Annotated in this window: 28 protein-coding genes; 13 read left to right on the top strand and 15 right to left on the bottom strand. The window is 65.8% G+C overall.

Features of this window, described 5'->3' with window-relative positions; genetic code table 11:
• Positions 1–9: 9 nt before the first annotated feature.
• A complete protein-coding gene (locus EH209_RS05735) occupies positions 10–1,665 on the bottom strand; it encodes a spermidine synthase (RefSeq protein ID WP_126661956.1) in 1,656 nt (551 codons plus the stop codon).
• Positions 1,666–1,804: 139 nt separating this feature from the next.
• On the opposite strand from EH209_RS05735, the gene EH209_RS05730 reads away from it, so the two are divergent.
• Positions 1,805–2,212, top strand: a complete 408-nt coding sequence (locus EH209_RS05730) for an SRPBCC family protein (RefSeq protein ID WP_126661955.1) — start codon at positions 1,805–1,807, stop codon at positions 2,210–2,212.
• 505 nt (positions 2,213–2,717) lie between these two features.
• Here EH209_RS05730 and EH209_RS05725 read toward each other — a convergent pair.
• The 6 genes from EH209_RS05725 to EH209_RS05700 form a co-directional block, all read right to left on the bottom strand.
• Positions 2,718–3,299, bottom strand: coding sequence for a DUF7344 domain-containing protein (locus tag EH209_RS05725; RefSeq protein ID WP_126661954.1), 582 nt, complete (start codon positions 3,297–3,299; stop codon positions 2,718–2,720).
• Positions 3,300–3,590: 291 nt separating this feature from the next.
• Positions 3,591–3,926: a HalOD1 output domain-containing protein gene (locus EH209_RS05720; RefSeq protein ID WP_126661953.1), complete on the bottom strand. Its 336-nt coding sequence runs from the start codon at positions 3,924–3,926 to the stop codon at positions 3,591–3,593.
• Positions 3,923–4,396 carry an Lrp/AsnC family transcriptional regulator gene (locus EH209_RS05715; RefSeq protein ID WP_126661952.1) on the bottom strand — a complete coding sequence of 158 codons (474 nt, stop codon included), beginning with the start codon at positions 4,394–4,396 and terminating at the stop codon, positions 3,923–3,925. The genes EH209_RS05720 and EH209_RS05715 overlap by 4 nt, the downstream gene beginning before the upstream one ends.
• A gap of 322 nt (positions 4,397–4,718) precedes the next feature.
• Positions 4,719–5,918 carry a redox-regulated ATPase YchF gene (locus EH209_RS05710; protein ID WP_126661951.1) on the bottom strand — a complete coding sequence of 400 codons (1,200 nt, stop codon included), beginning with the start codon at positions 5,916–5,918 and terminating at the stop codon, positions 4,719–4,721.
• Between the two features lie 143 nt (positions 5,919–6,061).
• Positions 6,062–7,036: an ArsA family ATPase gene (locus tag EH209_RS05705; protein ID WP_126661950.1), complete on the bottom strand. Its 975-nt coding sequence runs from the start codon at positions 7,034–7,036 to the stop codon at positions 6,062–6,064.
• The gene (locus EH209_RS05700) at positions 7,036–7,332 is read right to left on the bottom strand and encodes a hypothetical protein (protein ID WP_126661949.1); all 297 of its coding nucleotides are present in this window, start codon (positions 7,330–7,332) and stop codon (positions 7,036–7,038) included. Before EH209_RS05700 ends, EH209_RS05705 begins: the two co-directional genes overlap by 1 nt.
• A 74-nt stretch (positions 7,333–7,406) precedes the next feature.
• Here EH209_RS05700 and EH209_RS05695 point away from each other — a divergent pair, with 74 nt between their 5' ends.
• Positions 7,407–8,663, top strand: a complete 1,257-nt coding sequence (locus tag EH209_RS05695; RefSeq protein WP_126661948.1) for a CobW family GTP-binding protein — start codon at positions 7,407–7,409, stop codon at positions 8,661–8,663.
• Positions 8,664–8,680: 17 nt separating this feature from the next.
• Here EH209_RS05695 and EH209_RS05690 read toward each other — a convergent pair whose 3' ends face one another.
• Positions 8,681–8,884 (bottom strand): hypothetical protein, encoded by a 204-nt coding sequence (locus EH209_RS05690; RefSeq protein ID WP_126661947.1) that lies wholly within the window; start codon positions 8,882–8,884, stop codon positions 8,681–8,683.
• Positions 8,885–8,998: 114 nt separating this feature from the next.
• Positions 8,999–9,319 carry a hypothetical protein gene (locus EH209_RS05685; protein ID WP_126661946.1) on the bottom strand — a complete coding sequence of 107 codons (321 nt, stop codon included), beginning with the start codon at positions 9,317–9,319 and terminating at the stop codon, positions 8,999–9,001.
• Between the two features lie 131 nt (positions 9,320–9,450).
• On the opposite strand from EH209_RS05685, the gene EH209_RS05680 reads away from it, so the two are divergent.
• A complete protein-coding gene (locus EH209_RS05680; protein ID WP_126661945.1) occupies positions 9,451–9,675 on the top strand; it encodes a hypothetical protein in 225 nt (74 codons plus the stop codon).
• Positions 9,676–9,735: 60 nt separating this feature from the next.
• On the opposite strand, the gene EH209_RS05675 is transcribed toward EH209_RS05680, so the two are convergent.
• Positions 9,736–9,933, bottom strand: a complete 198-nt coding sequence (locus tag EH209_RS05675) for a hypothetical protein (protein WP_249038754.1) — start codon at positions 9,931–9,933, stop codon at positions 9,736–9,738.
• 257 nt (positions 9,934–10,190) lie between these two features.
• Here EH209_RS05675 and EH209_RS05670 point away from each other — a divergent pair, with 257 nt between their 5' ends.
• Positions 10,191–10,799: a hypothetical protein gene (locus EH209_RS05670; RefSeq protein WP_126661943.1), complete on the top strand. Its 609-nt coding sequence runs from the start codon at positions 10,191–10,193 to the stop codon at positions 10,797–10,799.
• Between the two features lie 113 nt (positions 10,800–10,912).
• Here EH209_RS05670 and EH209_RS05665 read toward each other — a convergent pair whose 3' ends face one another.
• The gene (locus EH209_RS05665; RefSeq protein ID WP_126661942.1) at positions 10,913–12,748 is read right to left on the bottom strand and encodes a carbon starvation CstA family protein; all 1,836 of its coding nucleotides are present in this window, start codon (positions 12,746–12,748) and stop codon (positions 10,913–10,915) included.
• Between the two features lie 382 nt (positions 12,749–13,130).
• On the opposite strand from EH209_RS05665, the gene EH209_RS05660 reads away from it, so the two are divergent.
• The 3 genes from EH209_RS05660 to EH209_RS05650 all read left to right on the top strand — a co-directional run bounded on the left by EH209_RS05660 (position 13,131) and on the right by EH209_RS05650 (position 15,375).
• Positions 13,131–14,000 carry a deoxyribonuclease IV gene (locus EH209_RS05660; RefSeq protein ID WP_126661941.1) on the top strand — a complete coding sequence of 290 codons (870 nt, stop codon included), beginning with the start codon at positions 13,131–13,133 and terminating at the stop codon, positions 13,998–14,000.
• 233 nt (positions 14,001–14,233) lie between these two features.
• Positions 14,234–14,506: a hypothetical protein gene (locus EH209_RS05655; protein ID WP_249038753.1), complete on the top strand. Its 273-nt coding sequence runs from the start codon at positions 14,234–14,236 to the stop codon at positions 14,504–14,506.
• A 56-nt stretch (positions 14,507–14,562) separates the two neighbouring features.
• Positions 14,563–15,375, top strand: coding sequence for a class I SAM-dependent methyltransferase (locus tag EH209_RS05650; protein WP_126661939.1), 813 nt, complete (start codon positions 14,563–14,565; stop codon positions 15,373–15,375).
• 54 nt (positions 15,376–15,429) lie between these two features.
• On the opposite strand, the gene EH209_RS05645 is transcribed toward EH209_RS05650, so the two are convergent.
• Positions 15,430–15,675 (bottom strand): PRC-barrel domain-containing protein, encoded by a 246-nt coding sequence (locus EH209_RS05645; protein ID WP_126661938.1) that lies wholly within the window; start codon positions 15,673–15,675, stop codon positions 15,430–15,432.
• Positions 15,676–15,791: 116 nt separating this feature from the next.
• On the opposite strand from EH209_RS05645, the gene EH209_RS05640 reads away from it, so the two are divergent.
• Both EH209_RS05640 and EH209_RS05635 read left to right on the top strand, forming a co-directional pair.
• Complete coding sequence (locus EH209_RS05640) at positions 15,792–16,775, top strand: ABC transporter ATP-binding protein (RefSeq protein WP_126661937.1); 984 nt, start codon at positions 15,792–15,794, stop codon at positions 16,773–16,775.
• A 1-nt stretch (position 16,776) separates the two neighbouring features.
• Positions 16,777–17,574, top strand: coding sequence for an ABC transporter permease subunit (locus EH209_RS05635; protein WP_126661936.1), 798 nt, complete (start codon positions 16,777–16,779; stop codon positions 17,572–17,574).
• 52 nt (positions 17,575–17,626) lie between these two features.
• Here EH209_RS05635 and EH209_RS05630 read toward each other — a convergent pair whose 3' ends face one another.
• The 3 genes from EH209_RS05630 to EH209_RS05620 all read right to left on the bottom strand — a co-directional run bounded on the left by EH209_RS05630 (position 17,627) and on the right by EH209_RS05620 (position 19,474).
• Entirely contained in the window at positions 17,627–17,893 is a 267-nt protein-coding gene (locus EH209_RS05630) for a hypothetical protein (protein WP_126661935.1), read from the bottom strand.
• 145 nt (positions 17,894–18,038) lie between these two features.
• Positions 18,039–18,770 (bottom strand): 3,4-dihydroxy-2-butanone-4-phosphate synthase, encoded by a 732-nt coding sequence (gene ribB / locus EH209_RS05625; RefSeq protein WP_126661934.1) that lies wholly within the window; start codon positions 18,768–18,770, stop codon positions 18,039–18,041.
• On the bottom strand, positions 18,767–19,474 hold the full coding sequence (locus tag EH209_RS05620; RefSeq protein ID WP_126661933.1) for a DUF120 domain-containing protein: 708 nt from the start codon (positions 19,472–19,474) through the stop codon (positions 18,767–18,769). Before EH209_RS05620 ends, ribB begins: the two co-directional genes overlap by 4 nt.
• Before the next feature lie 267 nt (positions 19,475–19,741).
• On the opposite strand from EH209_RS05620, the gene EH209_RS05615 reads away from it, so the two are divergent.
• From EH209_RS05615 to EH209_RS05600, 4 genes are read left to right on the top strand one after another with little or no spacing between them, the layout of a single operon-like run.
• Positions 19,742–20,905: a glycosyltransferase gene (locus EH209_RS05615; RefSeq protein ID WP_126661932.1), complete on the top strand. Its 1,164-nt coding sequence runs from the start codon at positions 19,742–19,744 to the stop codon at positions 20,903–20,905.
• Complete coding sequence (locus EH209_RS05610) at positions 20,902–22,167, top strand: glycosyltransferase (RefSeq protein WP_126661931.1); 1,266 nt, start codon at positions 20,902–20,904, stop codon at positions 22,165–22,167. Before EH209_RS05615 ends, EH209_RS05610 begins: the two co-directional genes overlap by 4 nt.
• Positions 22,164–23,258 (top strand): glycosyltransferase, encoded by a 1,095-nt coding sequence (locus EH209_RS05605; protein WP_211338324.1) that lies wholly within the window; start codon positions 22,164–22,166, stop codon positions 23,256–23,258. The genes EH209_RS05610 and EH209_RS05605 overlap by 4 nt, the downstream gene beginning before the upstream one ends.
• Positions 23,255–24,709 (top strand): sulfatase-like hydrolase/transferase, encoded by a 1,455-nt coding sequence (locus tag EH209_RS05600; protein WP_126661930.1) that lies wholly within the window; start codon positions 23,255–23,257, stop codon positions 24,707–24,709. Before EH209_RS05605 ends, EH209_RS05600 begins: the two co-directional genes overlap by 4 nt.
• The last annotated feature ends 8 nt before the right edge of the window (positions 24,710–24,717 follow it).

Here is a 24,717-nt window from a genome sequence, read left to right as displayed (position 1 = left end):
AACAGGTAGTTACCGTTCGACCGGCGTTCGCTTCTTCGGAGCGGCCGCGATCACGAGCGGGGCCGTACCGAGCGCGACCGCGGGGGCGGCCGGGTCACCGCCGTCGCCGCTGGCGCTCGAGTTGTCCTCGGTTTCCTCGATGACGTAGCGCTGGCCGAGCATCGGATCGAGCAGGCTGTCGACCTCGCCGCGGTCGTCCCGGAGGACGGGTGCGTCCGAGGTGTCCGGCTCGCCCATGTAGTTGTCGACCTCGTCGGCGAGATCGATGCCGAGGTCGCGTTCGTCGTTTCGCTCGGCGAGGTCCGACTCAGAGAAGTCGGTCTCGGCGTTGGTCGCCGCGATTTCGATGTTCTGGATCTCGTTCGTGTTCGAGGTCCGGAACGCGTACGTGCCGCCGAAGGCCTCGTCCATCGTCTTCCACTGGGCGCGGTAGAACTCTCCAGCGGCGCCGCTCGGCGCGGCGATGACGTTGGCGTGGAAGACTCCGTCGTCGGCCAGCCGGTCGGAGGCGAGTTCCATGAACTCGACGGTGGTCAGGTGGAAGGGGACCTGATCCTTTTTGTAGGCGTCAAGGACGATCACGTCGTAGGTCTCGTCGGTGTTCTGGAGGTACTGCTTGCCGTCGATGGTGTGGCTCGTCATGTTCTCGCCGTGCTCGAGGCCGAAGTACTCCTCGGCGGCATCGGTCACCTGTGGGTCGATCTCGACGACGTCCACGTCGACGTCGTAGCGCTGCTCGAAGTCCTTCGGCCCGGTGTACCCGCCCCCGCCGATGAACAGCACGTTATCGACGTCCTCGACGTCATCGGTCAGCAGCATCGGCAGGTGGAAGTACTTCGTGTACTCGAAGACGTGGCGCTTGGGTTCCTCTAGGTCCATCGCGCTGTGGAGGGCGCCGTCTAAGTACATCGTCCGAACGTCGCCGTCGTCGACGACCTCGAGTTCCTGGTAGGCGGTCTGAGTGTGGTAGACGACGTCGCCGCGGTGGTCGAACGCGACCGGCCCGGCGCCGGTCGCGACGACGAGCAGGACCGCGATGCCGACGCTCGCGAAGGTCGGCTTCTGGGGCAGCGACGGCGCCTCGATAGCCACCGCCGTCGCGACGAGGGTGATGCCGAAGACGAGACCGATGGTGTCGACGGTCAGCGCGGGGATGAGGACGAACGTCGTCGCGGCCGAGCCGAGGATGCTGCCGATCGTCCCTAGCGCGTAGACGTGCCCCGATGCTTCGCCGGTGCCCTCCTTTCTGGAGAGTTCGGCCGCGTAGGGGCTGATGAAACCGAGTAGGTAAGTCGGCGGGCCGAACAGGATGATCGAGGACGGGAGGGCGGCGTACCGCGCCGGCAACGCCAGCGCGGCGGTCTGGCTCAACAGTATGTCGCTGGCGTAGATGACGACCGCCATGTAGACCGCCGTCCCGAGCAACAGCCAGGTCATCTCCCGGTTGGTCGCGTCGGTCGCTCGCTTGCCGCCCTGCCAGTAGCCCAGGCTCAGGGCCGCGAGACAGACCGTCATGATGCCGCCGACGGTGTAGATGTGGCTCCCGAACTGCGGCGCGACGATCCGGAGGGCGAGAACTTCGATCCCCATGCTCGTGATTCCCGAGACGAAGACGGCGAGTTCGGGGTTCGCGGGTCGATAAGAGAGCGCGGTCCGCGCAGTCATTCGTTTCAATATTGGGGCCCGATGACGAGAACTTGTCGCCTCGACGACGACCCCGGGGTCGTCGAGGCTGTCTCAGGGCCGCATCGGAACGCCGCCGTCGTCACCGGAATTTATGCCGGTCGACGCGAACGTGGCGGGTATGCGCGAGGTGACGGTGTCTCGAGTCGTCGACGCGACGCCCGCGGAGCTCTCGGAGTGGCTCGATCCGCCGACGATCGTTCGCGCCGAGGGAAGTTTCGACGTCAAGGCGGTCGAGGACCGGGACGACGCGGTGATCGTCCTCGCCAGCGGCCCCGGGATGGCCCTCCCGCTGCGGTTCGAGGACCGAGACGGCGCGATCTACTACACGCAGGAGGGCGAGCAGGGCCCGTTCTCCCACATGGAAACGTGGATCGAACTCGAGGACGCCGCCGGCGGCACTCGGGTCGCGATCCGCTCGTCGGTCTCGCTGTCGGCCCCGCTGCCCTTCGGCGACCGGATCGCCGCCTGGAAGCGCAAGGGCGAGTGCTCGCGGCTGCTCGAGGAACTCGCAGACGCATTCGAGTGAGTCGCGGGCGCAGTCGTCCGATCGAGTCTCCGGCGGCGGCGGAGTGTCGCCCGAGTCGAAGTGCCGAGGCGTGGTGTGACCCGAGGTCGAGGGCCGAGAGCCGTCGGATCGGCGCCGTCCAGACTCGCCCGTTCGTCTCGAGCCGATGCCATTATTAGCGTCCAGTGGCGACCGTCCACCACGGGAGCTGCGTCGCAGCAAGACACACCACCCGCTCCCGTTTTCACGGCACAACGACGCCGGTGAGCCGTGACTCCGTCTGAGCGGGTGGGACCGCAGACCGGCGCTGGAAGCGCGCGCCCTGTCGTTTCACATCGACGCCCGTAACTGTTGGGCAGCCATTCAACTGTCGAAGTCGTCGGCGCACCAGCACGGCCACGACCGTTGTGAACCCGCTCGCTGGACGGCCGGAGTGAGCGCCTCTCGAGTTTCCTCGCGACGCGGTCCAGCGTCTCGCCTGACGGCGGCAAACGGTTCGTAGCAGAGCGGTCGATTCGCGGTCGGTTCAGAACACCGCCACCGCAACGAGGACGAGCGCGACGATCGCCGCTCCGAAGACCACTCCGGAGATCTGCAGCGCTTCCGCCGCGATCGCGAGCAGAAGGGCGACGATCGCTCCGAGCGCTGCGACGGACCGACGCTGTCCGTTCGGGGACGCCTCGCGGTCCGCTCGATCGGGCTCTGCGTTCGTCGGGGCCGCTGCCGCCTCGAGATACGGGCGAAACGACTCGAGTCGCTCGGTCGGCCGCACGATTCCGCGCGGCTTGTCGTACTCGATGACGCCGGCCGTGTCGAGTTTCGGCAGGTGTGACTGGTAGAGCGGGATGTAGACGCGCTGGCGTTGCGCGGAGGTGAGCTCGGCCACGGTCGTCTCGTGTTCCCGCGCGGCGACATGTTCGGCGACGTCGCGCATCTTGACGGGACCGTCCTCTCGCAGCAGGTATCGGATCGACTCCCGCCGTCGGAAGGTCTGGAGGATGTGGAACGTTTCGTCGGGGGAGAGGGCTGCGGACGCTTCGGCGTCCGATTCACCGGGATCGCTGGCGGAGGCGTTCGGCGGATGAACGGGGCGGTCTGTAACTGACATACTGCTCACTCGAGTAGCCGAATCGGACTGACCTAAACTTTATTGTATTAGGTTAGTGTTGGGACAATAACGATATCTCTCGCGGCGTTCTCCCGTCGGGGTGATCGAATCGACCGTCCGACGGAACGCGACGATTCACGAACCCGTGGCATCCGGCCCCGATCCGCTACGAGATTCCGCTACGCCACGCGCCGTCTCTCAGACGGTCGGGACGTCCGCTCCACCGGCGTCGGCACCCGACTCGAACGGAGTGCGTCGTCGCGGATCGACGTCGCATCCACCGGTCGGTGGTCATTCGGATCCCTCCGCCCCGTCCCCGTCGTGGTCCGATCGCACCTCGAGGTACCCGCGACTGGAAAGGGTGATTCGAAACCCGCGAGCGGCGAACGAAACCGAGCGCCGATCCGTGGTCTCGGCGGACTCGGACGGCGACAGGAGCCGGTCGAGCGCATCGGGATCGATCACGTCGTACAGCGGCGCGTCGAATCCGCCGTCGGAGAGGGAGTCGAGCGCCGAGACGACGGCGAGGCTCGGCGGCGTCGTCCGCGCGTCGTAGGCGATCCGATAGGTGTCCGTTTTCGGCTCGTACTCGAGCGTCTCGATGGCGTCAGGCGTTCCCCCCGTCATTCCGGTTCGTCGACGAGTTGTTCGCCGAAGTGATCGAACGGCTGTCTGTGCGAACTCTTGAACACCTTCGAGTTGGCGATCGAGAGGCCGATCGCGCTCAACTCGTCGCCGACGCGAGCGATGTCGTCGGTATCCGTCCCGACGGCTTCGATCCGAACGTTCTCCGCTCCGTCGAGGACTTCCTGAACGCTCACGACGCCGCTTACGTTTCTGGCTGTTTCGGCGAGCGCGTTCCGTTCGACGCCGGGAGCGCCGCAGACGAAGAGCACGTGTAACTGGAGCCCCGCGTTATCGTAGTCGATTTCCGGATAGTAGCCCCTGATGACGCCCTCGTCTTCCAGCCGCTCGATGCGATTCCGAACCGTGCTAGCCGACACGCCGATTTGATCCGCCATCTCGCGCGTCGTGATTTGCCGAGAGTTATGTTGCAGTACGTACAGAACCCCCTTGCTCACGTCATCTAACTCCATAAATCACGATTTTGCAGTACTCGCACCTTGGGATCATATTTTCCCCAAAATACAACGGTACGCTTTCCAATCAGCAATCGAGTAGTGAAACTATCCGATGCACGACGGGCAGAACTGTATTCTTCGCAACTATATAGTAGTGTAAAAACGAATGTAAAGATAGGTATCGTGTCGCAGTCCCGGGCTACCGGCCGCTGGCGACGGACGCGAACGGATCGCGGCGAGCCGCCGAACGGAGACGGCCCTCGTCACGAATCATCGGCGTACCGTTCGTCTCACAGCAAAAAGCGGACCGCATCGTTTCGAGGCGCCGACCGGGCGCTCAGTTCGTCGTGATGACCTCGATCACGTCGCGGGACTCGACTTCGTAGTCCTTGCCGAGCTGGCGGTTCGTCCGGCAGTCGATGGCGTGCAGGAAGCCGTCGCCGATGTCGGAGTGGAGGCTGTACGCGAAGTCCTCGGCCGTCGAGTTCGGCGGGATCAGGTAGCAGTCGGGCAGCACCTCGCCGCGCTCGTTGCCCAGCCCGTTCGCGCCGCCGGGGAACACCGGCACGACGCCGAGCACGTCGAACAGCGCGGTCTCGAGGGCCGCCTGGACGCCCGTCGCGCCGTACTCGGAGAGGAAGTCTCGGATCTGCTCTAAGCCCTGCTCCTGGTCGCCCGAAATATCGCCCGTGATCTCGAAGTCGGCGTCGCCGGGACGGTAATCGACGACGTCGGCCTTGTCGGCCGATTTCAGGGCCTTCTCGGCGTGGGCGCTGCAGGGGACGATCGTCAGGTGTTCGTACTCGGGGTCGTTCGCGATCTCCTCGTAGTTTTCCTGTGCCTCGGGCGTGTCCATCTTGTTCGCCGCGATGACCATCGGCTTGGTCTCCGTGCGGATCTCGCGGGCGAGCTCGAGTCTGTCCTCGTCGTCCCACTCCTCGGGATCGAAGCCGACGTCCGTCCGCCGAATCAGGCGCTTGATCTCGTCCTCGTTGGTCTTGAACGCGCTCATCTGCTCGGCGAGCTCCTCTTCGATGGCGTCGTCCTCGGTCGTGTAGCCCGACTCGTACCGATTGATTCCCTTCTCCAAGACGTCGAGATACCACTGGTCGAGTTCCTCCTCGAGGAAGGCGATGTCCTTCCGGGGATCGTGGTCTTCGGTGGGTTCGCCCTCGAGGTCGGTCTGCCCCGAGAAGTCGACGACGTGGACGAGCACGTCGGTTTCGTTCAGGTCGCTGAGGAACTGGTTGCCCAGCCCCGCGCCCTCGTGGGCGCCGGGGATGAGGCCGGCGACGTCGACGAGTTTCGTCGGGACGAACCGGGTCCCGTGGCCGCAGTAGCCGACGTTGGGGGTACACGTCTCGTCGAACTCGGGAGCCGCACAGTCGACGCGGACGTAGGCCTCGCCCACGCTGGGGTCGATGGTCGTGAACGGGTACGCGCCCTCGGGCACGTCGTTCATCGTGGCTGCATTGAAGAAGGAGGACTTGCCGACGGAGGGTTTGCCGACGAGTCCGATCCGGTAACTCGTACTCATTATCCGTCCGTGGAGCGGCCCGCCTAAACGGGTTTCTGTCCGAGGGCGAAGTGGTATGCGTGGACGTAGCAAGTCCGTGGTACAGATGAGCGCATCGATTCGGCTCGCCCGATCGAACCGAGCCCGTGCCCCGCTCGACTCCGCTACACGTGCGTCGGCGGCTCGACCGCCGTCTCGACGTCGAGTTCGGCGGCGACGTCCGCTAGCAGGTCGCCCTTGACCTCCGCGCTCCGCCAGCCGATTTCGGCGACCAGCGGCGGTTCGAACTCGGAGCGGATCGTCTCGAGGCGCTCTCGTTCGGTCGCGACGCGCTCGCGGAGGTAGCGCGCGCCGCGACCGTTCTCGTCGGGGTCGGGCGACGGCGTGAGTTTGTTAGCGACCAGTCCGCGGACGTCGAACCCCTTCTCCCGGAGGTCGTCGATCGATCTGCGGGTCTCGTTCAGTGACAGTTCGTCCGGGTTCATGACGAGGAAGAACGCGGCGTCGTCGTGGAGCGCGGAGCCGGCGAACTCGAAGAACTGCTTGCGCTCCTGCAGTCGCTCGAGAACCGGGTCGCCGTCCATCACGCGCCGCGGTTCGTTGTTACCGACGGCGGCTTTCTCGAAGAGGTCGATGCTCGTCCGGCGTTTGTACATCAGGCGGTCGATCCACCCCTCGAGCAGGTCGGGAAGCCCGAGCAGCCGTAGCGTACTCCCCGAGGGCGCGGTGTCGAAGACGACTCGGTCGTACGCCTCCGCGTTGCGCATCACGTCGACGAACCGGTCGAACAGCGCCGACTCATAGGCCCCCGGCGTCCCGTGGGCCATCTCGAGTTGGCGGTTGATTTCGTTGACCATCGACGCCGATACCTGTTCCGAGAGGTTCTGGCGGATCTCGTCCAGATGACGGGTCACCTCGTCCTCGGGGTCGATCTGCATCGCGTCGAGGCCGTCGATCCCCTCGACCGGCCGCGGGGAGTCGTCGAAGGACTGGTCGAAGACGTCCGTAACGGAGTGGGCCGGGTCGGTCGAGACGACCAGCGTCCGGTGGCCGTCGCGGGCGCACTCGAGCCCGTAGGCACAGGAGACGGTCGTTTTGCCGACGCCGCCCTTGCCGCCGAAGAAGACGAACGGTTCCATTAGAAGTGGTACTGCTGACCCTTGCGTTCGAGGTACGTTCCGCGGTCCCACAGTCGCCGTTCCCACCCCTCGAACTCGTCCTCGAGGTAGGGAAGCAGTTCGGCGGTGTAGTACGAGACCGGCGACGGGATGCCGAAGGCGTCCGGGAAACACGCCAGCATGAACGCGTCCTCGGCGTCTTCGGCTTCCTTTTCGATCTTCTCGTAGGCCGGATGCGTGATCATCCCGTGATAGAGCCCTCGCAGCCACTCCTCGAGCGTCTCCCGGAACGATTCGATCCGATCGGCCAGGTCCATGCGCGTACGTCCGTATCGAACGGTGAAAACTGTCGTGGCTCGCTTTCAAGATGCTCCGCTCCCAGTATTCGGATATGAAGCGGAACACGGAGACGGACGCGGCCGCGGACGCCGACGATCGGATTTCCGTAACCATCCTCTCCGGAAGCCTCGGCGCCGGCAAGACGACCCTGCTCAACCACCTGCTCTCGAACGCCGGCGAGCGGACGCTGGCGGTACTGGTTAACGACATGGGCGAGGTCAACGTCGACGCCGAACTCGTCGCCGAGGGCTCGGAACTCGAACTCGACGACGGCGTCGCGGAGCTCTCGAACGGCTGTATCTGCTGTGAGCTCCAGGACGACCTCGAGACCGCCGTGGTCAGGCTGGCTCGCGACCGCTCGTTCGACCACCTCGTCGTCGAGTCCTCGGGCATCTCCGAGCCCGCGCCGGTGGCGCGGCTGTTCACGATCGAGTCCCGGGTCGCCGCTCGCTACGACGTCGATACGCTCGTGACCGTCCTCGACACGCCCGCATTCCTCGAGGCGTTCGCCGGTGAGGGGACGCCCGAACGGCGCGGCGACGAGGACGACCGGCCGCTGTCGGACCTGCTCGTCGAGCAGGTCGAGGTCTCGAACGTGGTCCTGCTCAACAAGGCCGACCTGTGTAGCGAGGCGGAACTCGAGGAGGCCGCGGACCTCGTCGCCGCGCTCCAGCCCGACGCCGAGACGATCCACACCGAGTTCTCCGCGGTCGATCCCGATCGGCTGCTCGGCGCGGATCGGTTCGAACCCGACCGGGTGAACGACCTCCCGGGCTGGAAGCGCGCGCTGGAGGCCGCCGAGGGCGGCACCGACCGCGAGCACGAGGAGAGCGAACAGCACGGCGACGACCACGGCAGCCACCACCATCCCGACGAGGTCTACGGCGTCTCGTCGTTCGTCTACCGACGGCGTCGCCCGTTCCACCCCGAGCGGTTCGTCGCCGTCCTCCGGGACCTGCCGCAGTCGATCGTCCGCGCGAAGGGAACCGCCTGGATCGCCGACAACGAGATGCGCGTTGCAATCGCTCAGGCCGGCCCCTCGATCAGGGCCACCGCGCAGGGCCCCTGGATCGCGAGTCTGCCCGAGATCGAGCGCGACATGTATCGATCGAACCGCCCCGACCTCGAGTGGCACGACGAGCACGGCGACCGGCGGACCGAACTCGTCTTCATCGGCACCGACTACGACGAGTCGGCGCTGCGGGCCGCGCTCGAGGACGCGCTCGTTACCGACGCGGAGTGGGAGACCGGCCACGACGGCCCGTTCCCCGTGGAGCAGGCCACTGAGACGGTCATCCGCAAGCCCTGATTCCGCTCACCGGACCGTCAGCACGCGCAGTCGCCGCCGGTAGCGCGCTCGAAGCGCATCTCGGCGCCGCAGTTGGGGCAGACGGGCTCCCCCTCGAGTTCGACGTCCCTGATCCGAACGCAGCAATCGTCACACCAGTACGCGCCCGCGGAGCCGTCCGTGGGCCGGCGATTCGGGGCTGGCGACGTGAACGCGTCTTTTAGTGAATCGACGAGACCCATACTCGTCCATTCGCCGGGGAGGCAAATAATACTGTGCGAATATGTATCACGGATAAGCGATCGGCACGCCCGTCGCGGACTCGAAGCGGCGTCGCTCCAGCGGCGATATTCGACCTATCGGGCGACTAACGGTACGGCGAGCGCGACGATCAGCGCCGCCAGTATCGGAATCAGGTAGAACAGGCGCTCGGCGCGGACCGCGGCCGACACGTGGCCCCGAAGCTCCGGCCGCGCGGTCCAGATCTGGCGGTGATAGGCGGCGACGGTGGCGACGGCGAACAGGGCGACCGAGACGGCGATCGCCGCCTCGAGCGACAGCCCCAGTGCCTGTCCGTACAGCGGCCCGAACGAGAGCAGGACCATGAAAGTGAGACCGACGACTACGACGAACGGCACCGGATCGACGCGCGAGCCGTGGCGGTTACGAAGTCGCATACGGTGCGTTCGACCTCGATCGACAAAGAGCTATACAACTTGGTTTGCTGGCGGCGTGGCCGCGGCGCCGTCGAGTCCATCGATCGTTCTGGACGGCGAAAATATAAGTGACGGTACCGTCCTCTCCCTGTATGAGCGATAGCGACTCCGAGCGGGACGGATTCGAGGCGGGGACGGCGGGGTCGCAGGGCGATCCCCGCGTTCTGATCGCGATGAACGCGATCCTGTCGACGCTGTTCGCGTGGACGATCGTCTGGGGACTGTCGTTTCTGGGTGCCGTCGAATTCGGCCTTATCAACGTCGCCACGGCCGCGGTCGTGCTGTTCGCGATAACGTATCTCGTGACGATGAACTGAGTCCCGCTTCGGTGCCAGTTCCGGCCACGATTACGCTCCCGAGCTCAATCCTCGACCGCTCTACCGCCCGTAAATGAGTCGTCGTCCGAGATCGTCGAGCCGCTCGGCGACCCGTCCTGCCCAGGCTCCCGGCGAGACGCGTCGGAGCGACTCCTCGTCGATCTCGATGGCGTTCTCGCCGAACGGGTCGCGAGTCGATTCGGCCTCGCTCTCGCCGTCACCGTCGTCGGACGAGGCGACGTCGACGACCGTCGACATCGAGCACCGACCGCAGGCTTCGGTTTTCTTGCCTTCCATGAGAATCCCTTGCAGGATACTACGTCTCCGATGGCTAAAAGCTGCCGCCCGGGTCCGCGAGCGCCGTCGAAAACGGCGCGTCGCCGGCGTCGTTCCCACCGACGATTATTTGATACCCCGACGGTAACCGATGGTATGAGATTTCGGACCACGGATCGCCCCGAGACCGGACCGACGCTTCGCCGGACGCGACCGCGATCGCTCTCCACAGATACACGATGAGCGAGAAAGTACGACCGGAGGAACTGCCGGCCGAGATCCGCGAGGCGGTACCCGACTGGGACGACGAGTACCTCGACCGGGTCTCCGATCGGTTGATGTACAACTACGACCTCGAGAAGAACCACCGCGTCGACGGCGAGCGGTGGGATCTCTACGGGGAACTGCGCGTGCTGAGTCAGAAGCAGTTCTTTCACCCGGCGCTGAGTTACGCCGATCACGAGACCGAGGAGTATCTCTTCGCCCGCCGCGAGCCGCGTCCGACGATCGCTGAACTCGAGCGACTCGTCGATCTCGGCCACGAACTCGCGGACGAGCGCGTCGTCCCTGACGAGGAGCACTTTGGGACGGACTTCACGTTCGTGCTCGTCGCCAACGGGATGTCCGACGACGTTCGCGAGTTCGTCGCTGGCTTCCGCGATCGGACGTTACTGAAGTTCGGCTATCACGGGCACTACGATATCAATCTCGTAGTCGTCGTCCCCGATCTCGAGGACCACGTCGCCAGCGAGGAAGCCGACGTCGCGGAGGCGTTTACCCTCTGGGACAACGTGAACACGCCCGACGAAGGGCTCCTGTCGCGGTTCGCGAAACGGTTCTGGCGGTAGGAAGCGGGATTCCAGACCGTCCGGCGGAGAAGTCGGTCTTCAATTTCGGAAAGAGGTGACAGACCCGTCTGAGATCGGAGTTCGCGGCGAAAAAGGAAACGGACAGCGTGTTGTTAGTCGTCGCCCGGTTCTGCCGCAGGCGTCTCGGGGCCGCGACGGACGCGGCTGATGTTCTTGTATCCGAGTCTGACGAGTGCGAGCGCCAGGCCGATGAGGACGAGCCCGAGAATCATCTGGACGCCCGAGGAGATCATCGCGCTGGTCGATTCCGCTCCGCCCTGAATCAGGTTCGCGTACAGGTTCTCGTAGAACACCAGCCACGAGAGGCCGAGCACGGTGATCGTCACCATGATCGCCATCGGGACGCCGGTGGAGACGAGTTGTTTGTTGTCGTCCCAGTTAGCCAGCCAGACGGTCGCAGTGAGCAGCGCCAGCGCGGCGAGCAGCTGGTTCGCGCCCCCGAACAGCGCCCACAGCGTGACCCACTGACCGGAGACGACGAGTAGGTAAGCGAGACCGATCTGAATGGCCGGATTCGTGTACCGACCGCGTGCGATCGAACGCACGTTGAGATTGAGCCCCGTATCGGTCCGCCCCGCGGGCGTCCCAATGATCTCTTCCATCATGTATCGACCGAGACGAGCGGCCGTGTCGGTCGAGGTGAGGAGGAAGCTACAGAGGACGAGTGCCATGAAGACGGCCCCGGCCGTCTCCGGAATACCGAGACTCGTGAGGATGACGCCGCCACCGGACGCGAAGTTCGGCAGCGCGGCACCGATCCCGCCCGCGGGATCGGCAAAGCCCCACACCGCGAGCGTCGACAGTGCGACCGCGGCGAGCAGCCCCTCGCCGAGCATCCCGCCGTAGCCGATCAGTCTGGCGTCGGTCTCCTTGTCGAGTTGTTTGGCGGTCGTGCCCGAGGAAACCAGCGAGTGGAAGCCGCTGATCGTCCCGCAGGCGATCGTGATGAACAGCAGCGGAAACAAGGGCAAGAAGACGGCCTCGACGCCCCAGAAGCCCTGGAACGCGCCGATCGTCTCGTCGATGACGAGCGGTTGGGATGACGTCCCAAGGAACGTCCCGACGATGATCGCGACGATCGCCCCGCCGACGCCGCTGTACAGCAGGAACGACGACAGGTAGTCTCGCGGCTGGAGCAACACCCACACGGGGAGTGCGCTCGCGACCGCGGCGTAGACGAGCACGACCGGAATCCACGCCGCAGTGTTACCGCCGAGTGTGCCCGCACCCGGCACCCAACTGCCGTCACCACCCAGCAGCACGATCGTTTCGGCCGGGTAGTCGCCGGCGAACAGCGCCAGCGGGTACTGGAGCCCCACCCAGACGGCCGCGAAGACCCCAGCGACGAAGAGGACCGTCCCAGGGATGAACGGGCCGTTGAACTGGTACAGGTAGACGCCGAACACCAGCGCCAGAAGGATGTAGATGAACGACGCCGTGACGACCTGCGGATACGCGTTGAAGACAATCCCGACGACCAGCGCGAACACTGCGACGACGAGTATGATCGTAATGAACGCGAACCACAGCAGCATATTCTTGCCGGTCTTACCGACGTACTCGCCGATGATGTACCCGACCGACTTCCCCTCGTGGCGGAGACTCCCCGACAGCGAGACGAAGTCGTGTACCGCACCCATCAGCGGGTTACCGATCGCGATCCACAGTAATGCCGGCATCCAACCCCAGACGGCGCCGGCCGTGATTGGCCCCACGATCGGGGCCCCACCTGCGATACTCGAGTAGTGGTGCCCCAGTAAGACCGGTTTCTTCGCTGGTACGTACTCCTGTCCGTCCTCGTACTTGTGTGCCGGTGTCTTCGCCTCCGCATCGAGTTCGACGAACTGCGTGAGGTACCTCGAGTACCCCACATAGCCGGCGGTGAACGTCACTAGTACTGCCGCGATGATCCATATGACTTGGGTCATGGTACCTCTACCCAATTCGAGGGGGGCGAATAACCTTAATTGTTGTTTGTTTTTATTGGGGCCGGTTGACTGTCAGTTTTAAGTTTAAAGGATAAGTTCATGATATGTACATGATATATTGCGGCTCTTCGAACGTGTCGAATTCGTCCGGGGGTTCGGTTTCCACGTCCGCAACGAGTCGCCAGGTGAGACGAATCGACGACACACACCGCATTACTGACCTTTTGTGCGGTGGAGATAACTGACGACGATCGGCCGTGATAGGGCGTCGAATCGATGCCTATCGGGTTCGTTCTCCGGGTTTTCGGTTCGTCGGCCGCGATTCCCGCGATCAGTTTCCGAAATCAGTATACCTATCACCGACCGGTACTGACGAGCGTCCATGAAGGTCGGCGCACACGTATCCATCTCCGGCTCGCGCGTCTCTTCCGACGACGAAACGCCGCCGTACGACGATCTCCGCAACGCGGTCCACCGCCAGCGCGCGTTCGGCGGGAACTGCGGACAGATCTTCACAACCTCGCCGCAGGTCTGGGCCCAGCCCGAGATCAGCGACGACGCCGCCGACGGCTTCCGCGAGGAATCGGACGAACGACTCGAGGGGCCGTGGGTGATCCACTCGGCCTATCTGGTCAACCTCTGTACCCCGAAGGACGACCTCCGGCGCAAGTCCAAAGAGAGCATGCAGGCGGAGCTCGACGCCGCCGAGAAACTGGGCATTCCGTACGTCAACGTCCACCTCGGCGCACACACGGGCGCCGGCGTCGAGGGCGGCCTCGACAACGCGGCGAGTCTCATCGACGAACTCGACGTTCCCGAGGACGTTCAGATTCTCATCGAGTCCGACGCCGGCAGCGGGACCAAGCTCGGCGGCGAGTTCGAGCACCTCGCGGGGATCATCGACCGCACCGAAACCGACATCGGCATCTGCATCGACACCGCCCACACGCTGGTCGCCGGCAACGACCTCACGACGCCCGAAGCGGTCGATGAGACAGTCGGACGGTTCGACGACGAGGTCGGCCTCGAGTACCTTGAGTACATCCACCTCAACGACTCGAAACACGACGTCGGCACCCACAAGGACGAACACGCGCTCATCGGCGAGGGTTACATCGGCGAGGACGGCATGAAAGCCATCGTGAACCATCCGGATCTGCGGGATCTGCCCTTCGCGCTCGAGACGCCGACGGAAGACGGGAAAGGCTTCGCCTGGAACATCGAGAAGGTCAAGGAACTGCGAGACGCGTAAGCGTCTCGAGGTTGCGAGCGGGGAACGGAGTGACCCGCGAGCTGCGCGACTCGGAGTGAGCGCGGTTCGGAGCGAACGAAGTGAGCGAGAACCGCGAAAATGCGAACGGCGAGCGAAGCGAGCCGTGAGCTACGCGGGAAGTAATTTCACCATTCCAGCCCCAAAATAATAAGACAAATGACCGCGGTCAATCGGATATGGGCCGCGGTAACGCGAGTGTTAGCGCTATTTCGTTGCGTCGGGCGACTCTCCACGGGTATCTTCTCCTCTTAGTCGGACTGCTGTTCGTTGTCGAGGCGACGGTCGCACTCACGGCCGGCGTCTCGAGCGCTGAACTCGGCGGACTCGTATTCGGACTGTTCGGGGTCGGGGCCGGTGTACTCGTCTCCCTCGAGCCACGACGGGTTCCTCGCGGGATGGAGCCCGCTCCGACATCCCTGTGCGTGATCGCCGCTGTTGCCACGCTCGGGTTCGTCGTTGCTGTGATCGGCATGACGATCGCGTGAGTGTGAGGTAATCGAAGATCGACCCGTTTTTACTCGGACCGTTCGTACCGTCGGTCGTGCGCGAGTTCTCCGAATCCTACCTCAGCCGGACCCGCGAGGGGATGTGGGACGACTCCCGCGAGGCCCTCGAGCCCCTCGCCCTCGAGTCCCGCGAGCGCGTCCTCGACGTCGGCTGCGGGACCGGTGAGCTGAGCCGCGTTCTGCGCGAGGAGGCGCCCGACGACGCCACCATCGTTGGCTGTGACGCCGACCGCGAGTTGCTCGAGATTGCGGCCGACCACGACGACCCCGTCCCCGTCGTCGCCGGCGACGCCCTGCGCCTCCCGTTCCCGGACGACAGCTTCGACCTCGTGGTCTGTCAGGCGCTGTTGATCAACCTGCCCAATCCCGCGGCCGCCGTCGCGGAGTTCGCCCGCGTCTCGACGGATCTCGTCGCGGCCGTCGAGCCGAACAACGCCACCGTCGAGATCGACTCGAGCGTCGAGCGCGAGGGCCGCCTCGAGCGGCGGGCCCGCACCGCCTACCTCGACGGCGTCGCGACCGATGTCGCACTCGGCGCCGACGCCCGCGCGCCGTTCGAGGACACCGGCCTCGAGGTGTGCGAGACGCGCCGGTACGATCACGTCCGGACGGTCGAGCCGCCCTACAGCGAGATGGCGCTGGTCGCGGCCCGGCGGAAGGCGACCGGCGCGGGGCTGGCTGACGACCGCGAGACGATGCTCTCGGGGGAACTCACCGAGTCGGCGTACGACGACCTCCGGGGCGCGTGGCGCGAGATGGGCCGGGACGTAATTGAACAGATGGAAGCGCGGGAGTACCACCGCGAGGAGGCGGTGCCGTTTTTCGTCACCGTCGGTCGAGTCCCTTGATAGATCTCGAGAACGGATGGTACCGCCCGATTGTCCCGTCCGTACCGGCCGCCCTTAGCGGGACGATCGAACGATGATCTGATCCTTTACCGTCTCGATGCGATCGACGGGAACCCACAGTCGGTCGTCGTCGGATCGCTCGGACGCCGGCCTCGGGGAGCCGTCGCCGGGTTCGACGACGAGGTCGAGCAGCGCGCCGGAATCGGGGTCCATGGTCACGGTGTGGAGTCGACCGAAGATTTTCCCGTCCGTTCCGACGACGCGTTTTCCGCCCAGATCTCGTGCGAAGATCTCGCTCATACGTGTCCGGCCTACGTCCCATCAGAAATGAGTTCGGTTCCTCCTCACTCGAAGCGCCTCGGCTCGGACCGCGACCGGTGGCGGGTTACATGTGAACGCGGCACCAACAGTTCGTCATGGCTGCGATCGAACTCGAGGGGCTCACCAAGGACTACGGCGAGGTGCTGGCCAACGACGGCGTCACGTTTTCCGTCGAGCGCGGCGAGATCTTCGGCTACCTCGGGCCCAACGGCGCCGGCAAGACCACGACGATCCGGACGCTGCTCGGTCTGCTCGCGCCGACGGCGGGAACCGCCCGCGTGCTCGGCCGCGACGTTACCGACGAGGACGCACTGCTCGAGGCCAAACGGAAGTTGGGCTACCTGCCGGACACCCCTGCGTTCGACGAGACCGCGACGGGTCGAGAGGTTCTCGACCTCCACGCCGCGATCAAGGGCGACGAGCGCAGCGAGGCGTTGCTCGAGTTGTTCGAACCGCCGCTGGACCGGCCGGTTCGGGATTATTCCCACGGCAACGTCCGCAAACTCGGCCTCGTGACGACGTTCATGCACGACCCGGAGCTGGTGATCTTGGACGAGCCGACGAGCGGCCTCGACCCGCTGATTCAGCACCGCTTCGCCGAGTTCCTCCGCGAGGAACGCGAGCGCGGCGTCACGGTGTTCTTTTCCTCGCACGTGTTGAGCGAGGTCCGGCGACTTTGCGACCGCGTGGGGATCATCCGGAACGGACGCCTCGTGACGGTCGAACCCGTCGAATCGCTGCTCGACCGCAGTGGGAAGGTCGTCCGACTGCGCGCCGCGGCCTCGATCCCCCGCGAGGCGCTCGCGATCGACGGCGTCCACGACCTCGAGACGAGCGTCGTTCGCGGCGGCGACGCCGACGATGCCGACGACGCGACGACGGCGGTCACCGAGTGCGCGTTCACCTTCACCGGCGACGTCAACGCCTTGCTCGCCCACCTGCGTGAGTACCGCTTACTCGACCTATCGATCGAGGAGGCGCCCCTCGAGGACGTCTTTATGCGGTTCTATGGCGACAGCGAAGAAGCCGCCGAATCCGCGTCGCAACCGGAGTTGTCCGAGCGGCCGGGGGGCGGTTGAGATGCTCGAAATCGCTCGGTACGACGGCCGCCAGCGACTCAAGGGGAGCCTCTATCTCTCGGTCGCCATGTCGCTGTTGGCGGTCACCGTCGTCTGGATCTACCCCTCCTTCAGCGGCTCGTTCGACGACGTCGACGAGGAGTTCCTGCAGGCCTATCCCGAGGGCGTCATCCAACTGTTCGACATCCGGACGATGGCCTCCCTCGAGGGGTTTCTCGCCTTCGAACTCTACGTCTTCGGCTGGACGATCCTGCTGGGGCTCTACCTGGCCTATCTGGGGGCCGGAACGATCGCCGACGACGTCGAGCGCGGGCGGATGGACGTCCTGCTGTCGATGCCGATCTCGCGGGCCCGGACCGTTGCGGAAAAGTTCGCCTCGCTGGCCGTTCCGATCGTCGTCGTCAACGTCGTCACCCCGATCGTCGTCTTCGTCGCCGCGACGCTGGTCGACGAGCCGATTTCGGCCGCGGACCTGGTTGCCCTCCACGCCCTCTCGGTTCCATACCTCTTCGCCTGCGGGGCCATCGGGCTGGTCGTTTCCGTCGTCGTCGACCGCGTCGGCATCGCCCAGCGGCTCGCCCTCGGGATCACCTTTGGGCTGTTCATGCTCGAGTCCCTCCTGACCGGCACCGACTACGAGGCAATCGGCGCCATCGCCCCCATGCGGTACTTCGATCCCAACGCCGTGTTGCTCGAGAGTTCGGTCGATCCCGTCCACGCCGGAATTCTGGTCGCGATGACCCTCGTCCTCGTCGTCGCCAGCCAGCGCTGGTTCGAACGGACCGATATCACCTCGTGAGAGGGCTCCTTCTCCGACGTTCAGGAGAGAACACGTCTAGAACACTGCTGTGTCAGTAGACGACGAACTGGAGTACCGCTCCGGACGAACACAGGATTGCACTACCAACAGCAATCACAACGTTTTGACCAGATTTGAGTTCTGCGGACTCCGCGACAACAAGGGAGTAGCCAGCGTGTACAAGAAGAACGAGAGCACCGACAGCCATCAGCGACGCTCCGAGGTGAACTCCCTGTGTGAGAATATGGATGAATTCGGCGAATCCAACACTCAGGCCGACGATTCCCATCGAGACGTGATAGAGCTGTCCCCTGTTCATGTCCCCAAGTTTACCAGTTATATACATATGGTTTTGTCTCCGGCGGGGACGCTACTATGTGGAAGGCTACCGCGTTCTCCCTCGAGTGAGCGGTCAAGGCGACGAATTCGCTCCCGAGAAGTGGGACCGGTTGGTTACCGAAACCCTACCCCAGTCGCTCGAGGACTGCGCTGCCTTCGAGGTAGGCGAAGTCGTGTCGGTTGGCGTAGGCGCGGGCGTCGGCGGGCGAGAGCGCCGCGCCGGTCTCGTCGTCGAGCATCTCGCAGACGACGACGGCCGACGGAAGGTCGGCGGCCTCGGCCAGCGCCAGGCCGAGTTCGGTGTGACCCTCCCGCTGTGCGAGCAGGTCGGGCGCAGCCTTCAGCAGGTGGACGTGGCCGGGGACGCGGAACTCGGCGGCGAAATCGGTCTCCGCGGGCGCGGTGGCGGCCTCGCCCAGCGCGCGGATCGTCGTCGAGCGGTCGTCGTCCGTGATCCCGGTGTAGGTGTCGCGGTGGTTGACCGTCAGCGAGAACGACGAGCGCTCGTCGTAGCCGAGTTCGTGGTCGCCCGTCGCGGGGTGGTCGACTTCCTCGGCGTAGAAGGGCAGGTCGAACGCCTCGGCGACCTCGTGGCCCAGCGCGACGCAGACGAGGCCGCCCGCGTCGTTGCGCAGGCGGGCGACGGCCTCGGGCGTGACGTAATCGGCGTGGTAGATCAGGTCCGTCTCGCCCTCGCGATCGGCCGCGTCGTGGACCAACACCGGCTCGCCGGCCCGCAGCGACTCGAGGGCGTCGTCGACGGCGTCGGCCCGCGCGGTCCGACTGGCACCGCCGTCGGCGCTCGCGTTCGGCTCGCCGTCCGCGGTCGATCGCGGCCCGGCGTGGTGACCGGTCATTCGCGACCACCCACGTAGACGACGACATGATCGTCGTCCTCGAGGCCGAGTTCCTCGCGGAGCTTGTGCGGGGCGATGACCTCGAGCTGGTCCTCGTCGTGGTGGGTCCGCTCGGGCGCGATGATGTGTGCGGTCTCGTACTGGCGGCCGTCGGCCGTCTCGATCGTCGCGGGATGGCAGACCGCGGGACCATAGGTGCGGTCGTCGTCCTCCCAACCGTCGATCGGCACGGGCTCGAGCGACGACATGGCGCCGCGCCGGCGGACGCTGTCGTCGCGCAGGTCGACGTTCAGCGTGCCGGGGAACGGCTCGTAGCCGAGTCGGTCCTCGAACTGGCGCTGGTAGCCCGGCAGGGAGATGTAGTGGCGGCCCTCGCCCATGCCGCTGGTGACGGTGCCGTCGAGTTCGATCTCCGAGTCCGTCTCGAAGATGCGGCGGTAGTCCTCGTACTCGGCGTGGAGCGCGTGTTCGCCATCGTCGGTGATCGCCACCCATTGGCCGTCGCTGACCGTATCGCGCTCGAGCAACTCCGCGCTCTCGAGGCGCTGGAGCCGGCGCGAGGCGGTCTGGTTCGACGCGTCCAGTCGATCCGCGAGGTGAGAACAGGAGATCTTCACGTCGCCCTCGAGACCGCCCTCGAGCGCGAGTAGTTTGAGCACGGCGAGTTCGTCGTGCCCGACGGCGGACTCAGCTGAGACTGACATACCCGATCCTATGGGCGGATTCCCTAAAAGCATACCGAATATGGTATGCGTACCAAAACTGTGATGGCGTTGTCGAGCGTTTATCGCGTGTCCTGTAATTCCGCGCCCGGCGCAAAAAGCCACCGGTCCCCCCGAGGTTTTCGGACTGATTTCCCTGCTCGACTCGCACCGCCGAAATTCGTGGCGTTCGACATCTCGACGGCATTCCTTGCACAATGCAAGCCGTCTGGTTTTACCGCGGTCTGTTGAGCGTTTAGGCGTACTTGCATGAAGCGTTTCGTCGAGGCCCTGTTCGGACTGGTCGCACTGACGGGCCTCCCGTACCTGATCTACCTGGGAGCGTACTATCTCCGGCGGCCGTCTGGCACGCCGGCGAACACGCGGCCCCGCGAACCGTCGGTTAGCATCGTGCTGCCGACGTACAACGAGGCCGCCATCGTCGAATCGAAACTCGAGGAACTGGTCGAACTCGACTACCCGATGGAGAAGGTTGAAATCGTCGTCGTCGACTCGAGCGACGACGGAACGGCCGAATTAGTCGAGACCTTCTTCGCGGGCCGTCCGGAGCCGGAACTGACGCTCATCCGCGAGGACGAGCGGCGCGGGCTCGCGACCGCGCTGAACGAAGCCTACGCCGCCGCGGAGAACGAAGTCGTCGTCAAGACCGACTGCGATTCCCGGCTGGCGCCCGACGCCGTCCGGAAGGCGGTCGCGAACCTCGCCGATCCCGACGTCGAGGCGGTGACCGGACGCAACGCCGACGTCATCGGCGGCAGCGAGGTCGAACAGAGCTACCGGGATATCCAGACGATGATCCAGATCCTCGAGTCCCACATCGACTCGACGCTGATCTTCCACGGACCGTTCTCGGCGTTCGAGCGCGACGCCATCGTCCCGATCGACGAGGATTCGATCGCCGACGACAGCGAACTCGCCCTGAAGATCCGACGTAACGGCGGCCGCGCCGTCTTCGATCCAGAGATCCACTACAAGGAGGCCGCCCACTCCGAGTTCGGGAAGCGCCGCGAGCAGAAGGACCGCCGCGCGATGGGCCTGTTACGCCTGCTCTGGCGCCAGCGCGACGCGCTCGGTCGCCACGGTAATTACGGCCGCGTCGTCTTGCCCTTCAACTGGTGGTTCATGATCGTCTCGCCGTGGCTCGTCGGCGCCGGCCTCGCGCTGGCGACACTCGGCTCGCTGGCGGTCCTCGGCCCCGCCGGGCTGCTCACGCCGGCCGGCGTCCTCGCCTTTACGGCGCTGGGGTCGCGGGACGCCCTCGGGCCGGTCCAGCCACTGTACTCGCTGTTCGACACCCAGATCTCGCTGCTGCGCGCCAGCGTCTCTCTCATCCGCGCCCGCGCCGACGGGGACGAGGAAACCCACGACGGCACCTGGTCGCCCGACGACGAACTCCGGGAGGTGTTACAGTGACCGACGCTGGCACCGACGCGAACGTCGCGATTCTCCACGACCGGTTCCCCGGCATCGGCGGCGGCGAGGAGTTCGCCATCGAGGCCGCCCGCGTCCTCGAGGCACCAATCTACACGACCTACGTCGCCGAGGGAACCGAGATCCCCGACGACGTCGAGGTGATCCCGTTCCAGCAGGCGAAGTACACCTCGCTGCCGTGGCGCCCGTTCCTCGAGTGGAAGAACGAGGGGATGAACCCCCTCGAGACGCTCAACGTGGCGCTGGACATGACCGACGCCCACCCCGCGTTGACGGAGTACGACGTGATCCTCGAGAGCGCGCCGCTCTCGAAGTACTACGTCCCCGAGGTGGGCCAGCGGATCGTCCACTACCCCCACAGCCCGCCGCGGTGGCTGTACGACCTCTATCGGGACCGGCTCTCCGGGTTCGACGCCCCGTTCGTCCAGACCGGGCTCAAGGCCTACGCCAAGGGCTGGCGGGCGCTGGACAAAGAGGCCAACGACTACGTCGATCAGTTCGTCGCGAACAGCGAACTCGTCCGCGACCGGATCCGGCGGTTCTACGACCGCGACGCGACGGTCGTCTACCCGCCGGTGACCGGCGACTGGCGCAACGAGGGCGACGACGGCTACTTCGTCACCTGGTCCCGGCTCGCCCCCGAGAAGCGGATCGACACGATCGCGAAGGCCTTCGCGGGGCTGGACGAACGGCTCGTGATCGCCGGCGACGGCGAGCAACGTGAGCAACTCGAGTCCTTCGCGGCGAACTACGACAACATCGAGGTTCGGGGCTACGTCGAGGACATCGAGTCGCTTGTCGCCCGGGCCACCGCGGTCGTCTACGCCCCCAAGCAGGAGGACTTCGGCCTCGTCGGGGCCGAGGCCATGATGGCCGGCAAACCCCTTCTCGGTGTCAACGAGGGGTTCACGCGCTATCAGGTGCAGGGCGCCCGGACGGGGCTGCTCTTCGAGCCGACCGTCGAGTCGATCCGCGAGACGGTTCGCCGGTTCGATCCCGACGACTTCGACTCGGCCGAGATCCGCGCGGAGGCCCGACGATACGAGTACGACCGCTTCGCGGCCGGGCTGCGCGAGGTCGTCGCGGAGACGGCGGCGGCCGAGATCGACGTGCCGGAACCAGCGTCGGAACCAGTGTCAAGGTCCGTTCCCGGATCCGAATCTGGGGCCGGACGCACGGATGACACTCGACGAGTCGAACAGCAACGCGACGATGAGCGCGCCGAGGGGGTGGCCGATCAGTGACGGCGAGCGCGACCGCTCGCGATCGGGGCGGCGACTCGAGGATGCGAACGGACGCCGAATCCACACGTTCGCGGGGAACGAAACCCGGCGACTGTTGTCTCCTCTACCAGAACAGCGACGCCCACCCCGCACACCGCGTGTTCGCCGACGCCGTCGGCGCCGACCGTCGCCACTTCGAGACCGGCGTCCGTCCGTCCGAATCGAACGGCAACACCGAGCGGATCGTCGACCGGATTCGGACCGGCGTGACGCTTCCCGCGTACGACACCGTCATCGCGGAGGGGAGCGCGCCGCTCCAGACCGGGCTCGCGTACAAACTCCGCCGGCCGGACGCGACCCTCGTCTACCTCGCCGCGGACGAGACCTTCTACACCCTCTCCGAACGGCCGACGCGCTACCTCTGGCGCGGGCTCGAGCCGCTCTCGAGGCGGCTGCTGGACGGCGTGATCGCGGTCGGCAGGGACGCCTACCGCTGGGCGCAACCGTACCTCGGCGATCCTCCGGTCGCCTACGTCCGGCCGCCGATCAGTGATGCGAAGTACGAGCGCCTCGCGTCTCTCTCGCCGAACTCGCCACGGGAGCCGTTCACGATCCTTTCCGCCGGCGAGGCCAAACCGGCCAACGGCTACGACCGACTGGCTCGAGCGGTCGGCAGATTCGCCCGAACCGTCGACGCCGACGTGCGACTGGTCATCCTCGGCGAGGGCCACGAGGCCGAAGGCTACGCGGACAGGTCCCACGTCCTCACGCCCGGCTTCGTCGACCTCGATACCTTCGCCGACTGGTTCGACCGCGCGAGCGTCTACGTCCAGTCCTCCCGGGGCGACGCCTTCCCCGTCGCCGCGCTCGAGGGGCTCCTCTCGGGCACGCCGACGCTGGTCACCGAGGCGACCGGCGTCCGGGAGCTCCTGCCGCCGCGGCAGGTCGTCCCGTCGACTGAGGCGGGTCTGTTCGAGGGACTGTGGGACGTCTTCGAGCGACCGCCGCACGAGCGACGGGCGGTCGCGAGCGAGCAGCGAGACCTCGTCGCCGACCTGACCGAATCGAATCAGGGCGACCGCTTCAGCGCTGCACTCGAGGGGTTCGCATGACCGGCAATCGCCAACCGAATATCGTCGTCCTCTGTCTGGACACCGTCAGAAAGGATGTCTACGACCGATTCGCGACCCGTCTTCGGGAGCGGGCGGCCGTCCGCTTCGAGGGAATGCGCGCGCTCGGCGGCTGGAGCGTCCCGAGCCACGCCGGCCTCCTGACCGGCTCGGTCGCATCGGAGACCGGCGTCCACGCTCACCAACGTCGGTTCGATCGGATCGACGCCGAAGACACCTGGATCGCGCCCCTCGAGCGACAGGGGTACGAGTCGGTCTGCGTCACGTCGAACATCTACGCCAGCCCCGTCTTCGGCTTCGACCGGTTCTTCGACCGGACGGTCCCCATCTCGCCGAGCCGTCGGCTGCCGGCGGGGATGGACGTCCAGGAACACATCTCCGACCGGTCGACCGACGGCGTCGAGGCCTACGCCGACTTCGTCCGCGAGGCCCTCGCCCACGACCACCCGCTGCGCTCGCTGGCCAACGGCGTCCTGCTCAAACTCGACGACGTGAGCCGGAAGCTGCCGATCGAGAAGCCGACTGACTTCGGCGGCCGGGCGATCGCCCGCACCCTCGAGCGGGAGGTCGCCGAGCCCGACGGGCCGGTCGTCGCCTTCGCCAACGTCATGGACGCCCACGGTCCCCACACCGCCTTTCGCGGGCTCGAGGAGTCAATTCACGGCGTCTCCGCGGACTTCCACTCGAGTTCGTTCCGGGACTCGGACGTCAACGTCGCGGACGGCCTTGGCGAATACGCCTCGGACGTCGAGCGCGTCCGTCGACTCTACGCCGCGACGGTCGACTACCTCGATCGGGTCGTTACCGACCTCCTGGACGCGTTAGCGCGCGAGGACGACCGCGAGTCGATCCTGATCGTGACGGCCGACCACGGCGAGAACCTCGGCTACGAGTCGGACGGCTACCTCATGAACCACATGAGCAGCCTCTCGGAGGGGCTGTTACACGTTCCGTTCGACGTCGTGGCCACCGACGACAGCGCCCTCGAGCTCGCGGTCGACGATACTTTCCGTCCCGTCGACGTCGACGGGCTCGCCTCCCACGCCGATCTCAGCGACGCGGTCCGGTCGCTCGCGGGCGAGGAGCCGTTCGATCCGTTCGCCCTCGAGCGCAAGCGCGCTCGCGCCGAGATCGTCGGCTCCGGTTCCGGCATCCCGGAGGGCGGGGACGAGTCCTACTGGGATCGGGGCCAGCGGGTCGTCTACGAGGGCGACCGGAAATACTACCGCGATCAGCTCGGCGACGAGGCCGTCTACGACGTCTCCGGACCGCCGTCGAAACAGGTCGAACTGCCTGACGAGACGGTGCCGGACGGGCTCTTCGAGTCCGCCTTCGGCGACTGGGTTACCGATGAGACGCGGGACGGTCGGGACCACGCCGAGGCGGTCGACGCGGCGAGTCGCGCCCGACTGGAGGATCTCGGATACCTATGAGCAGCCGA

The sequence above is a fragment of the Haloterrigena salifodinae genome, from assembly GCF_003977755.1.
In the GTDB taxonomy this organism is placed as follows: Archaea; Halobacteriota; Halobacteria; order Halobacteriales; family Natrialbaceae; genus Haloterrigena; species Haloterrigena salifodinae.
The sequence above is the reverse complement of the archived record's forward strand: the minus strand, read 5'-3'. Positions and strand labels throughout refer to the sequence as shown.